Below are 12,625 nucleotides of genomic sequence, written 5' to 3'. Positions count from 1 at the left end.
GCGGGGCGCCCCGCGCACGAACTCGTCAGCGGGCCCGTCCGAGTGGCACGACGGTCGATGCGTCGTGCGCGCGCAGCACCTTGCCCAGCGCGGCGGCCACGGACTGGGCCTCGGCGCGGGTCATCCGGCCGGTGAAGTGGCGCTCGATGCCGGCCAGGTAGGTCGGTGCGGCGGCCTTCAGCCGGGCGCGGCCGGCCGGGGTGAGCTTGGCGAAGGCCGAGCGCTTGTCGTCCGGGTTGGCGACGCGCTCGACCAGGCCCGCCCGCACGAGCTCGTCGACGACGCGGCTCACCCGGCTGCGGCTGACCACCGCGGCGGCGCCCAGGGCGGACATGGTGAGCCGGCGGCCGGGGGCGGCGTCGAGCTCGAGCAGCACGTCGTACCACGTCAGCGGCAGCCCGTGCGCGGCCTGCAGCTCCTGGTCGAGCACGGGCGTCAGCGCCGCGTGCACGCGCAGCAGCGCCGCCCAGGCCGCCGTGGAGTCCATGGTCACACCGTAGCAGTCTTGTGCGCGCGCACGCACTTTGGCTACGTTCCTCCCATCGGCAAGTGCGTGCGCACGCACACGAATGAGGAGGACGGCATGTCCAAGCTGCTGCACATCTCGGCGTCGCCGCGGGGCGAGCGGTCGGAGTCGCTCGCGCTGGCGGGCACCTTCCTGGAGACGTACCGCCGGCGGCACCCCGACGACGAGGTCGGCGAGTGGGACCTGTGGGACGGCGCCCTGCCCGAGTTCGGCCCCGCCGCCGCGGCCGCGAAGATGGACGTGTTCGCGGGCCGGGAGCCCGCCGGCCCGGGCGCCGAGGCGTGGCGCCGGGCCCGGGCTGCCTTCGAGCGGTTCGCGGCCGCCGACCGGTACCTGTTCTCGGTCCCGATGTGGAACGCCGGCGTTCCGTACATCCTGAAGCAGTTCATCGACGTGGTCAGCCAGCCCGGGCTGGTCTTCGGCTTCGACGGCGAGCTCGGGTACCGCGGCCTCGTCACCGGGCGCAAGGCCGCCGTCATCTACACCAGCGCGGTCTACGGCGACGGGCGCGGCCCGGCGTTCGGCGCGGACCATCAGGCCCCGTTCTTCGAGGGCTGGCTGCGCTGGGTCGGCATCACGGACATCGCGGCGGTGCAGTTCCGCCCCAACCTGGCCGCCGCGGACGTCGACGTTCGCCGCGCCCGTGCCCGGGCGGATGTCGTCGAGGTCGCGAAGCACTTCTGACGCGGCCCGGCCGGGTCCGGCCCGGGCCCGGCCGGCGGCGATCGCCCCCTGACCGCTGCCGCTGCCGCGGACGCCCGTCTCGCGCACGTCCAGGCGGCGGGATAGAAAAGTGTGTGAGCCGTGTAGTCGTTCCGCCCGCGCCGATGCGTTGAGGTGCCTCGACGTTCGAGGAGTTCGTGACGGCCCGGCTCGCGGCGCTGGTGCGCTACGCGTCGGTCGTCACCTGGGACGCCGACCTGGCCGAGGACATCGTGCAGAACGTGCTGGTCCGGGCCCAGGCGCGCTGGGAGCGCATCCGGCGGCTGGACGCGCCGGAGCGCTACTTCTACGAGAGCCCCTCCGTGCTGGAGGTCGACCAGCGCCTCGCCGGCAACGACCTCGCGCTGACGGTCCGGTTCCGTCAGGGCGGTGCCCGGACGCTGACACGCGAGGAGTTCCTGGCCGCCGCCGAAGCCATCGAGCTGCGTGGCTGATACGGTATCGCGCGTACCGTCCTGATCACGTCGGGTGAGGATGGATTCAGTTGCCGCGCGGACCTGCGTCGAAGCCGCTGCTCGTCGCGGCCGCCTCGGTGGCCGTCGTCGTCGGGCTGGGCGGCTCGGGCCTGCTCTCGCCGTGGTGGTCGCAGTTCGTCGACGACCTCGGCCAGTTCGGCGCCGGGCTCGCGGCGACCCTCGCCTGCTGGCTCGGCGCGCGCCGGCACACCGGCGCCCAGCGGCGCTGGCGGCTCTGGATGGGCGCGGCCGCCTGCGGCTGGACCATCGGCCAGTTCATCTGGAGCTTCTACCAGCTGTTCGGCGACAATGCCCTGCCCTCGCCGTCGCTCGCCGACGCCGGCTACCTGACCCTGCCCGTCTTCGCGCTGCCGGCCGTCGTCTCGCTCGCGGCCGCCCGCCCGCCCGCCGACGCCCCGCGGCGGCGCCCCGGCCAGCTGGTGATGGTGCTCGACGGGCTCATCGTGGTCGGCGCGCTCTTCGTGCTCACCTGGGCGACCACGCTCGGCTCGGTGGCGCGCGCGGGCGCGGCGACCCCGTTCGCGTACTCCGTCGCCATCGCCTACCCGGTCACCGACCTCGTGCTGACCGTCATCGTCATCCTGCTGCTGGCCGCGTCCGCGCCGGCCGGCCGCGGCCAGCTGACGATCCTCGGCGCCGGGCTGCTGAGCCTGGCCGTCTCCGACAGCGTCTTCGCCTACCTCGTCTCCAAGGGTGCCGACAGCATGCCGCCGCTGGCCGACGCCGGGTTCGTCGCCGGCATGGCCCTCGTCGCCGTCGCCGCGCTCACCGAGGCCCGCCCGGACACGGCCCGCCCGGCCGCCCGGCACGCCCGCTGGGCCCACCTCATGCTGCCCTACGTCCCCGTCGCCGGCACCGGTGTGCTGCTCATCGTCCAGCTCGTGCGCGGCATCAGCATGGACGGCGTCGAGATCGCCGTGGAGACCGCGGTCATCTCGCTGCTCATCATCCGCCAGGCGGTGACGCTCATCGAGAACGCGATGCTGCTCGACCGGGTCTCCGACAGCCAGGCGAGGCTGACGTACCAGGCCTTCCACGACGCGCTCACCGGCCTGTCGAACCGGGTGCTGTTCCACGACCGGCTCGAGCACGCGCTGGCCCTGCACCACCGCGACGGCCGCCCGCTGGCCGTGCTCTTCTGCGACCTCGACGACTTCAAGGCCGTCAACGACCGCTTCGGCCACCACACCGGGGACCGGCTGCTGCGCCACGCCGCCCGGCGGCTGCGGGCGGCCGTGCGCGACTCCGACACCGTGGCCCGGGTCGGCGGCGACGAGTTCGCGGTGCTGCTCGAGGGCGGCGGCGACCCCGGCGAGACGGCCGAGCGCATCATGGACGCCATCGGCCGGCCCTTCGACCTCGACGGCGAGAGCGTCTCCGTGGGCGTGAGCGTCGGGCTGGTGCAGGCGGGCGAGCACGGCACCGTGGCGAGCGCCGACGCGCTGCTGCGCCGGGCCGACGCCGCCATGTACGCGGGCAAGCGCCAGGGGAAGGGGACGCTGGTGCGGTACCGCGTCGACCTCCCGGACGGCCGGGGCAGCTCGGACCTGGCCGAGGCGCTCGCCGCCACCCTGCGCGACGGGCACGGCCTCGACGTGCACTACCAGCCGATCGTCCGGCTCGCCGACGCCACCGTCGTCGCCGTCGAGGCGCTCGCCCGCTGGACCCACCCGAGCCTCGGCCCGGTCCCGGCCGACGTGTTCATCGCCACCGCCGAGGAGATCGGCCTCATCCGGCTCGTCGACGACTTCGTGCTCGACCGGGCCTGCCGCGACGCCGCCGCCTTCCGCGGCCCGTGGGCCGGGCTCGCCGTGCACGTCAACGCCTCGGCCGCGCGCCTGGGCCGCCCCGAGCACGAGGACACCGTGCGCGAGGCCGTGCTGCGGCACGGCCTCGCCCCGCACCGGCTGGTGCTGGAGCTGACCGAGACCGCGCCGCTGCCCGACCTCGCCGAGGCCGCGCAGGCCGTGCACCGCCTGGGCCGCTTCGGGGTGCGCTTCGCGCTCGACGACTTCGGCACCGGATACAACGCCCTCGCCCAGCTGCACGCCATGCCCGTCGACGAGGTCAAGCTCGACCGCACGTTCACCGTCGGCGGGGGCCGCAGCGAGGCCATCTGCCGCTCGATCGTGCAGATCTGCACGGGGATGGGCGTCACGGTGGTGGCCGAGGGCGTGGAGACGGACGAGCAGGCCTCGGCGATGGCCGCGCTCGGCTGCGGATACGGCCAGGGGCACCGCTTCGGGGCGTCGGGCCCGTTGGCCTCGATCGCTCCGGCGGACGCCTTGGATGTGGCTACGGTACGGCCAGACGCTCCATTTCCCGCATGATGTCCTCGGCCGACCTGGGTTCGAGGTGGGCCGCGTCCAGGTAGAGGCTCAGGCGCAGCGTGCCCGGCACATCGTCCACGTGCACGAACAGCGGCTCGAACGGCGGCGCGTCCTGGGCCGCGACCCAGCGCAACGCGGACTCGCCGGGCTCGATCGGCTCGTCGCGGGACGGGCCGCGGCGGTCATTGCAGTAGCAGCCGAGCTCGACGTCGTACCGGTCGATGAGCGCCTGCATGCCGGCGTGATGGAAGTACGCGTACTTGTACGCCGCCGTCGTCACCCGCCGCGCCCGCGCGAGCAGCTCGGCGAAGTCCGTCGCGGCGCACGACCGCCATGCGCAGCGGTCACTCGGTGGCGAAGTCGAGCTGCTTGCCCCGCCACGCGTCGCAGAGCTCCTCGGCGACGCGCTGGGCGTCGGCCTCGCCCGCGTCGACGATCTCGAGGTCGATCTCGCCGCTGCGGTACACCACCTGCGTCGGCGTGCCGTCGGGCGCGAACCGCAGCAGGGTGCGCATCGGCTCGTAGCGGCTCATGAGGTATCGCAGCTCGCCGGCCACGTCGTCGACGGTGGTGCCGGGGGCCAGCGGTTTCAGCCCGCCCAACGGTAGCCACGTGCCCTGTTTCACGATCGCGGACCAGTTCTCCAGCTGACCCCACGACAGCGGGCCCTCGCCCGCCGAATAACCCTCGAACCCGACGCCGACCCGTTCCGGCGCAGCAGGCATCCCGCCGGCCCTCCCATCGTTGTAGACGGCAGTGCGCGGCCTCCCGAACCCGTCCGGCCACGACGCGCGGCGGGCTGAGGCGCACTGCACAAGGTGGCGGGTCGCAGCAGCACGCATCGGCGTCGGGTCGTAGCGCACGGTGCTCGGGTGACGCTTGACCAGGTGTCGTCGTCGTGGACGGCGCCGCCCCGGTAGGTGCCGCGGGCCCGGGCACCCGCGTCGATCGCGGCGAGCCGCTGCTGGAGCGCGGCCTGGGTCCGGCCGGCGAAGGTGCGTGAGGTGCGGTCGCTCGCCGGCCGGGTCTGCGCCGCGCGCCGCACGGCCTTGCGGGTCGCCTGGGCCCGGCTCATGACCGTGATCGCAACGACGTGCTGTTTGTTCACCCAGACGACCACCGGCGCCATTGCGTGAGTACCTCGCGCGTCATGGCCGAAGCGTGCGCGCCTCCGGTTGCCGCCGCGGCGCCGGGCTGGGGTAGAAAGGTCTCGCGTGTTCTGCCGTTGCACGACCGATGCCCGTGCCGCCGCCGGGGTTCCGGGTTGAGGTAGAGAGGTCCTTCGTGTTCTCCCGTTTCACGACCGATGCCCGCGCCGTGATCGCCCGGCTGCCGTCGTTCGCCACCGCCGACGGCCGCACCACGATCTCCCCGATGGACCTGGCCCAGGCCCTGCACGCCCACCGCGCCGGCAACGCGGCCGCGATCTGGACCGACCCGTGGCCCGCCGCCGACCTGCCGCCGTCCAGCACGGAGACCCCGTTCGACCCGGCGACCAAGGCGGTGCTGGAGCAGTCGTTGCGCGTGGCCCTGGAGTCGGGCGCCGAGCACATCGGCACCGAACACCTCCTGGCCTCCCTGGTCCGCACCTCCTCGGCCGCCGGCTGGCTCGCCGAGCGCGGCGCGACGCGGGAGGCGGTGGACGAGCTGCTGACTCGCCTGGCCGGGGGCACGCACCTGGAGAAGCCGGCGGAGACCCCGTCGGCGAGGGACCGCCGCGACTGGAAGGCGGCGCGGGCCAACCTGACGGGCGGCAAGCAGCCGGGACTGCCCCCGGCCTACACGATCGCGATCGCCGTCGTCGCGATCGCCGTGGTGCTGGCCCTGTGCATCTGGAGCGGCCCGTAGTCCCAACCTCCTGCTCCTGCTCCTGCCGCTCCTGCTCCTGCTCCTGCTCCTGCTCCTGCTCCTCCTTGCTCCTCCTTGCTCCTGCTGCTTAATGCGATCGACGGTCCCGCGCCCGTCGTGTGATGCTGCCCAGGTGATCGACGGTGTGAGGCAACGGCCGCTCAGCCCATGAGGCGGCCCGTCGGCGGGCTGCTGCGGACGCGGAACTTCGCCCTGCTGTGGGTCGGGCAGTCCACCAGCGCGGTCGGCTCCGCGATCTCGACGGTGGCGCTCCCGCTGGTGGCCGTCTCGACCCTGCACGCCGGTCCGGCCATGGTCGCCCTGCTCACCGCCGCCACCTGGTTGCCGTGGCTGCTGATCGGGCTGCCGGTCGGCGTCTGGGTCGACCGCTGGCCGCGCCGCCGCACGCTGCTGGTCGCGGACGTCGCATCGGCGGCGGTGCTCGTCGCCGTACCGCTCGCGACCTGGGCCGGCGTGCTGAGCACGACGATGCTGGTGGTGGCCGCGCTGCTCGCCGGGGCCGCCGGTGTCTTCGCCAACGTGGCGTTCAACGCGTTCCTGCCGAGTCTCGTCGGCGCCGGGGACCTCATGGAGGGCAACGCCCGGCTGCAGACCAGCGCGTCGGTCGCACTGGTCGTCGGCCCGGGCCTCGGCGGGCTGCTGGCCGAGGCGGCCGGCGCGGTCAGCGGAGTCCTGGTCGACGCCGTCACCTTCCTGGTGTCGGCGGCCTGTCTGCTCGGCCTGCGGCCCGGTCCGGAGCCGCGCCCGCTCGCCAGCGATCAGCCGCACGCGTCCGCGGGTGGTCAGCCTCGCGCGTCTGTGAGCGATCAGCCTCGCGCGTCCGCGGGTGGTCAGCCTTCCGCGTCTGTGGGTGATCAGTCGCGCGCGCCCGGAGACGATCAGCCTTTCCTGTCCGTGGGTGGTCGGCTGCGCGCTTCTTCGAATGGTCGCCTGCGTGCGTCTGTGCGCGGTCACCTGCGTGCGTCTGCGGGTGGTCTGCTGCGTGCGTCAGTGCGTGGTCGGCTGCGCGCGTCTTCGGGTGGTCGGCTGCGTGCGTCTTCGGGTGGTCAGCCGCGCGCGTCCGCGGGTGACCGGCCGGGCATGCTGCGCCAGGTCGCCGAGGGCATCGGCTTCATCCTGCGCGGGCGCCTGCTGCAGGCCATGCTCGTGGTGGCAGCGGTGACCAACTTCGCGATGCTGGGCATCACCGCCCTGCGCGTCGTCTTCCTGGTCCGTGCCGAGGGGACCGCGCCGGGTACCGCGGGCCTGGTGATCGGCGTGGGCAGCCTCGGCGCCATCCTCGGGGCCGCACTCGCCTCGCCCGTGTCCCGCCGCTTCGGCAGCGCCCGCACCTACCTGGCGGCGAACGTCGCGGCCGCCCCGTTCGTGCTGTTGCTGCCGCTCGGCGGTCACGGCTGGCGCCTGACGCTGTTCGCGGCGGGCTCCTTCCTCGCGCTGGCCGGAGCCACGATGTCGAACGTGATGACCATGACGTTCCGTGGCAGCTTCGTGCCCGCACACCTGCTCGGCCGGGTCACCGCGGCATCGCGGATCTTCGTGTTCGGCGCCATCCCGTTCGGCGCGGCGACCGCCGGCCTGCTGGCCTCGACGCTGGGCATCCGGCCGGCCATGTGGGTGCTCGCCGTCCTCTACGTCATCGCCCCCCTTCCCCTGCTGGCCACCGAGGCCCGCACGCTGCGCGACTTCCCGGCCCAGGACGCCGCGAACGCCGCTCGGTGACGCACCGCGCTCGCCGGACGTGATCGCAGACCTGGCGTTCAGGCCTGGCGTTCAGTTGTCGATGACGGTGTGCCTCCCGTCCTCGGTGCGTCTCGTGGCACCCCGCCGGTGCAGGAACTCCAGCAGCGGCACCGCCACGCGCCGGGTCGTGCCCAGGCTCTGCCGCGCCTCGCTCAGCGTGAACGGCTGCGGCAGGGTCGCGAGGCGCTCCAGGGCCGTCGACGGGCCGTCCGGCAGCAGTACGATGCCGTCCGCGATGCGCAGCAGCAGGCCCGCCTTCGCCGCGGCCCCGAGCTCCTTCGCGCCGAGCCCGAGCGACGTCAGGCGGTCGGCCTCCGGGGCGGCGAACGGGTTCGCGGCCAGATCCGCGCGGACGGCGTCCACGGCCCGGGCCAATTTCGCCGGCAGCCCCGCCCCGGTGCCGATCCGGCCGTCGCGAATCGTCAGGGGTGGCGACAGGAGCCGTTCCACGAGGGAGCGGTCGGGCAGTCCCAGGCGGCGGCGTACGACGTCCACCGGCGGATCCGGCTCGACGGGGTGCTGCTCGGCGTACGCCCGGACCTCCGAGATCAACCCGGCCCGCAGCTCGGACTCGTAGTCCGGGTCGATCAGCCAGCCGCTGCCCGGGTCGGAAACACCCATCCGCAGCAGGGTGTCGGCGTCGACGATGCGGCGGCGCCGGAGTTCGCCGGCGAGGGAGGCGCGGCCGTCCATCGTGGACAGCTCCCGGGCGCGCGCGGCCGCGGCGCCGCGGCGGGTGAGCGAGGGAGGGGCGACATCCAGGACCGTCACGCCACCCGGCACCCGGTGCAGGCCCGGGTCGCGTAGCAGCGCCCGGTCGCCCAGGCGCAACGGCAGCAGCCGGGCCAGGCGCAGCCGGGCGGTGTCGGGACCGATCGGGCGGACCCGGGCCGCGACCGCCGCCGACCCGATGTGGAGCACGACCGAGGCCGGCAGCTCGGCCACCGGGTCGCCGTGGACGCGCACGTCGATCAGGTCGGTGAAGACGAACCGGCCGGGTGAGACGAGCGCGTCGCCGCGGGCGATCGCCGTGCGCTCGACGCCGCGCAGATTCACGGCGACGCGAGCCACGGCGTCCACCGTGGACACGGGGGAGCCGAGGGACTGCAGGGCTCGTACCCGTACCGACGCCGAATGCAGCTCCAGATCGGCGTCCGTGGTCAGGCGCCCCGCCCCCAGGGTGCCCGTGACCACGGTGCCGCTGCCGCGGATGGTGAACGCGCGGTCGATCCACAGCCGCACGGGCGCGTCGAGGTCGGGCGGCGGGAGGGCGGAGCCGAGCCGATCCAGCGCGGCGCGCAGCTCGTCGAGGCCGGCCCCGGTGACCGCACTGACCGCGACCGCCTCGACCGTGCCGCGCGCGTGGGTTCCGGTGCCCGCGCCCGCCTCGACCGTGCCGCGCTCGTGGGTTCCGGTGCCCGCGACCGCCTTGCCGGCGCCGGAGGCCGCCAGTTGGTCGAGGGCCTGCCGCGTCGCCGGGCCGGGATCGGCGAGGTCCGCGCGGCTGATGACCAGGAGCAGGTGCCGGACGCCGAGCGCCTCCAGCGCCGCCAGATGCTCGGCCGTCTGCGGCTTCCACCCCTCGTCGGCGGCGACGACGAGCATGGCGGCCGGCACCGGCCCGACGCCGGCGAGCATGTTGGGCACGAACCGCTCGTGCCCGGGCACGTCCACGAACGCGACCGTCTGCCCGGACGGCAGCCGCGCCCAGGCGAAGCCGAGGTCGATGGTCATCCCGCGGCGGCGCTCCTCGGCCCAGCGGTCGGGCTCCATCCCGGTCAGCGCCCGCACGAGCGTGGACTTGCCGTGGTCGACGTGCCCGGCGGTGGCGACGACCCACATGATCAGCGACCCGCCGCTCGGAGCACCGCCGCCGCCACGACCTTGTCCTCCGACTCGGGCACGCAGCGCAGGTCGAGCAGCAGGCGGTCCCGCTCGACCCGGCCGAGCACGGGCGGGTCACCGAGCCGCAGCGGCCCCGCCAGCTCGGCCGGCAGCGCCAGCGCCGCCGACGCCAGCTCGACCGCGGGCGCCCCGCCGCCGCCCACCACCGCCACACAGTCCACGACCTCGGCGTCGAGGCCGCCGAGCTCCTGCTGGACCGCCTCCGCCCGCTGCCGGAGCCGGTCGACGTCCGCGCGCAGCCCGCGCCATGTGGGCGTCTCCGGCCCCAGCAGCGTCGCCTCCAGCGCGGCGAGGGTGAGCTTGTCGACGCGCAGCGCCCGGGCGAGCGGGTGCCGCCGGAGCCGTTCGACCAGGTCGGCCCGCCCGAGCAGCAGCCCCGCCTGCGGCCCGCCGAGCAGCTTGTCCCCGCTGGCCGTCACCAGGTCGGCCCCGTCGCGCAGCACCGAGGCGGCGTCGGGCTCCTCGGGCAGCAGCGGCTCCGGCCGTAGCAGCCCGGAGCCGATGTCCACGACGAGTGGGGCGTCGAGGGTTGCGAGTGCGTCGACCGGTACCGATGCGACGAACCCGCGCTGGAAGAAGTTCGACGGGTGAACCTTGAGGATGAAACCGGTCTGCGGCCCCAGCGCCGCGCGATAGTCCTCCAGCGACGTGCGGTTGGTCGTGCCCACCTCCCGCAGCCGCGCGCCCGTCGACACGAGCAGATCCGGCAGCCGGAACCCGTCGCCGATCTCGACGAGCTCGCCGCGGCTGACGACGATCTCGCGTCCCTGCGCCAACCCGGTGGCCGCCAGCACCAGCGCGGCGGCACCGTTGTTCAGCAGGTGTACGCCCTGTGCTCCCGGAACCGCCTCCGCCAGCGCGTCCAGGGCCCCCCGCCCGCGCCGCGCCCGCCGGCCGGTCTCCAGGTCGAGCTCCACGTCGGTGGGCCCGGCGGCGTCGACGATCGCCCGCACCGCCCCCGGCGACAGCGCGGCCCGCCCCAGGTTGGTGTGCAGCACCACGCCGGTCGCGTTGAGCACGGCCCGCATGCTGTGCGTGCGGCGCAGTCGCCGCTCGGCCGCCCCGACCACCTCGGCCGCCTCGAGCTCACCCCGGCGGACGCGCTCGAGCTCCTCGCGCACGACCGCTCGGGCCCGGTCGCGCGGGAACCCGGCCAGGCGCGGGTCATCGAGCACCGTGTCGGTCCTGGGCACCGCCCTGCGCGGATCCACGTCAGCCCCCACTTTCCGGAAGTTTCCGTTGGTCAACGCGTCATTTGTAGCCGAGTCAACGCTACAGCGCGGAGTTATCCACAGGCCGCGACCGAATCTGGCGCGGGTTCGGTGACGGCCTGCATGCTGCATGTGACATCGACGAGAGTTGGGCGCCGACGTCACGGCCCTGGCCGCCGGGTTCCTGGGCACGGCGGCGGCGTGCTGCTGGCTGTGCCGCCGGCTCGGTGGGGAGCAGCGCGCGTAGCAGTACGGCTCGTCTGTTGTCATCCGGAATCCACAGCCGACGCCAAGACGTCGGCGTGGCTGACACGCCTGCGCGCAAGGAGGACTCGCTGTGCCGAAGGGCCATGGTTTCGACAAGATCCGGCTGCGCTACCCGAACGCGTACCGCTCGTGGAGCAAGGCCGACGACGAGCGCCTGAAACGGCGGCACCGGGACGGCGCCCCGGTGCAGGACCTGGTGAAGGAGTTCGGCCGCACGCGCGGGGGCATCTGGGCGCGCCTGGAACGGCTGGGCCTGGTCACCCTGCCCGGCTCACCCCGTCGCGAGGACACGTGACCGTGCACGCGGCGGCCGGGCTGGTGCCGGTTGGCGGAGACGGACGGGCCCGGATTCCGGACCACACCAGTTTGAAGACAGGACGGCGTACCTCGTACTACCTGCGGAAACGGCCTCCCATCGGACACCGTTGCCATGGATTCGCCGCAGCCTGCGTGTGGGTCAAGATCGAATGATCGCATCGTCCGTCGGCCCGGACATTCGCGGCGCTCGGCCAGGCGTACCGCGACCGCTTCAAACCCGGCTTCATTCGTGGACGCGGCCTCGCGGATCAGGTCGGCGAAGCCATCGGCGTTGTCGCTGCCGTATGCCTTAAGCAGGATCGCGGAGGTTTTGAACCTAGGCCGAGGCTCACACCGTGGGTCAGGCTTGGAGCCTTCTCCTTCATGGGATGGCCGTTATCCACGGGAAGGTATCTAACCCTGTCGAGGCTTCGGCTGCTAGCTTTCTTGGTGTGGACTGGTTTAAAGTGCTGGCGCCCGTGATTGTTGGCGCCTTGATCGGCTTTCTCCCCACCTTCATCAACGAAACGGTAAAGGAACGCAAATCGCGCGCTACTCGGTGGGATGCGTCGCTATATACAGTCGTGTCCGAGTTTGTGGACAGCGCGCGACGGCTACGTCATTTGTCTGAGCGTTATGACCGCGCAGTAGATCCTGGCGCAGATGCGCAGGCTCTAGACGACGAGCATCAACGACTGCGCGGGCTGATGCAAAAAATTCGCATCCTTGGAACGGGCGAAGTGCAGGAATCCGCTCGCCTGGTCATACATCATGCCTACTCGGTGCGGTTGGTCGGTGAGGGGAAGGAAGATCCCCACAAAGACAATCCGGAGTATGGAGGGCTGAAGCCGCGTGTGCGACTAGCCCGAGCGCAGCGAGATCTGTTTGTTGCAGTGCGTCGCCAACTCGGGGTCAAAAATGCTGAAGACGTTCCTTATGACCCTCACGAGGAACGAGACCGAGATCGGGGGGCAGGCCCGGGCGGCGAGCCGGCTTAACGCACAAAGCATCTCCGACGGGCGCCCAGCCCGGAAGCCCTTAGCTCCAGGACGGCTGGCGATAGGTTCCTACACGCCAAGCACCTTGTGCCGACAGGCGATGCGTGGCCGGGAGGTCGATCGTGCGGGCTTGTGCACGGAGTGTGGCCCGTTTGTCCCGCAGCGATCCCAGGGCTGGGGCTGCTGATCTCCTCGATGCGAACTACCCGCCGGACTGATCGGCATGGCTCCGTGCGTTGCTAGGTGGCCTCTGCCGTCCTGGTTCGGTCTGGCTAGGCCGCGT

At 73.2% G+C, this 12,625-nt stretch carries 13 protein-coding genes; 8 read left to right on the top strand and 5 right to left on the bottom strand.

Annotation, left to right across the window (positions count from 1 at the left end; translation table 11 throughout):
* Positions 1 to 25 precede the first annotated feature (25 nt).
* Positions 26 to 487 (bottom strand): MarR family winged helix-turn-helix transcriptional regulator, encoded by a 462-nt coding sequence (locus ACQP2P_RS33390; RefSeq protein ID WP_433607658.1) that lies wholly within the window; start codon positions 485 to 487, stop codon positions 26 to 28.
* Between the two features lie 96 nt (positions 488 to 583).
* Between ACQP2P_RS33390 and ACQP2P_RS33385 the strand changes: the two genes are divergently transcribed.
* From ACQP2P_RS33385 to ACQP2P_RS33375, 3 genes are all read left to right on the top strand, one after another.
* Entirely contained in the window at positions 584 to 1,210 is a 627-nt protein-coding gene (locus ACQP2P_RS33385) for an FMN-dependent NADH-azoreductase (RefSeq protein ID WP_433607656.1), read from the top strand.
* Positions 1,211 to 1,386: 176 nt separating this feature from the next.
* Entirely contained in the window at positions 1,387 to 1,683 is a 297-nt protein-coding gene (locus tag ACQP2P_RS33380; protein WP_433607654.1) for a hypothetical protein, read from the top strand.
* A 50-nt stretch (positions 1,684 to 1,733) separates the two neighbouring features.
* The gene (locus ACQP2P_RS33375) at positions 1,734 to 4,055 is read left to right on the top strand and encodes a putative bifunctional diguanylate cyclase/phosphodiesterase (RefSeq protein WP_433607652.1); all 2,322 of its coding nucleotides are present in this window, start codon (positions 1,734 to 1,736) and stop codon (positions 4,053 to 4,055) included.
* Here ACQP2P_RS33375 and ACQP2P_RS33370 read toward each other — a convergent pair.
* Both ACQP2P_RS33370 and ACQP2P_RS33365 read right to left on the bottom strand, forming a co-directional pair.
* On the bottom strand, positions 4,021 to 4,335 hold the full coding sequence (locus ACQP2P_RS33370; RefSeq protein WP_433607650.1) for a hypothetical protein: 315 nt from the start codon (positions 4,333 to 4,335) through the stop codon (positions 4,021 to 4,023). The two genes, ACQP2P_RS33375 and ACQP2P_RS33370, sit on opposite strands and share 35 nt — an antisense overlap.
* A 64-nt stretch (positions 4,336 to 4,399) precedes the next feature.
* Positions 4,400 to 4,780 (bottom strand): hypothetical protein, encoded by a 381-nt coding sequence (locus tag ACQP2P_RS33365; protein WP_433607648.1) that lies wholly within the window; start codon positions 4,778 to 4,780, stop codon positions 4,400 to 4,402.
* A gap of 279 nt (positions 4,781 to 5,059) precedes the next feature.
* Between ACQP2P_RS33365 and ACQP2P_RS33360 the strand changes: the two genes are divergently transcribed.
* The 3 genes from ACQP2P_RS33360 (at position 5,060) to ACQP2P_RS33350 (ending at position 7,643) form a co-directional block, all read left to right on the top strand.
* Entirely contained in the window at positions 5,060 to 5,191 is a 132-nt protein-coding gene (locus ACQP2P_RS33360; protein ID WP_433607646.1) for a hypothetical protein, read from the top strand.
* Between the two features lie 148 nt (positions 5,192 to 5,339).
* The gene (locus tag ACQP2P_RS33355) at positions 5,340 to 5,903 is read left to right on the top strand and encodes a Clp protease N-terminal domain-containing protein (protein WP_433607644.1); all 564 of its coding nucleotides are present in this window, start codon (positions 5,340 to 5,342) and stop codon (positions 5,901 to 5,903) included.
* Positions 5,904 to 6,071: 168 nt separating this feature from the next.
* Positions 6,072 to 7,643 (top strand): MFS transporter, encoded by a 1,572-nt coding sequence (locus ACQP2P_RS33350; protein ID WP_433607642.1) that lies wholly within the window; start codon positions 6,072 to 6,074, stop codon positions 7,641 to 7,643.
* Between the two features lie 51 nt (positions 7,644 to 7,694).
* Here ACQP2P_RS33350 and selB read toward each other — a convergent pair whose 3' ends face one another.
* Together selB and selA are read right to left on the bottom strand one after the other, a co-directional pair.
* A complete protein-coding gene (selB, locus tag ACQP2P_RS33345; protein WP_433607640.1) occupies positions 7,695 to 9,506 on the bottom strand; it encodes a selenocysteine-specific translation elongation factor in 1,812 nt (603 codons plus the stop codon).
* Between the two features lie 2 nt (positions 9,507 to 9,508).
* Positions 9,509 to 10,780: an L-seryl-tRNA(Sec) selenium transferase gene (selA, locus tag ACQP2P_RS33340; protein WP_433607638.1), complete on the bottom strand. Its 1,272-nt coding sequence runs from the start codon at positions 10,778 to 10,780 to the stop codon at positions 9,509 to 9,511.
* Between the two features lie 337 nt (positions 10,781 to 11,117).
* Here selA and ACQP2P_RS33335 point away from each other — a divergent pair, with 337 nt between their 5' ends.
* Complete coding sequence (locus tag ACQP2P_RS33335; RefSeq protein ID WP_433607636.1) at positions 11,118 to 11,342, top strand: hypothetical protein; 225 nt, start codon at positions 11,118 to 11,120, stop codon at positions 11,340 to 11,342.
* Positions 11,343 to 11,796: 454 nt separating this feature from the next.
* Positions 11,797 to 12,342 carry a hypothetical protein gene (locus ACQP2P_RS33330; protein ID WP_433607635.1) on the top strand — a complete coding sequence of 182 codons (546 nt, stop codon included), beginning with the start codon at positions 11,797 to 11,799 and terminating at the stop codon, positions 12,340 to 12,342.
* The last annotated feature ends 283 nt before the right edge of the window (positions 12,343 to 12,625 follow it).

Origin of the sequence: Dactylosporangium sp. CA-139114 (assembly GCF_050955725.1) — a bacterium.
GTDB lineage: Bacteria > Actinomycetota > Actinomycetes > Mycobacteriales > Micromonosporaceae > Dactylosporangium.
The sequence above is the reverse complement of the archived record's forward strand: the minus strand, read 5'-3'. Positions and strand labels throughout refer to the sequence as shown.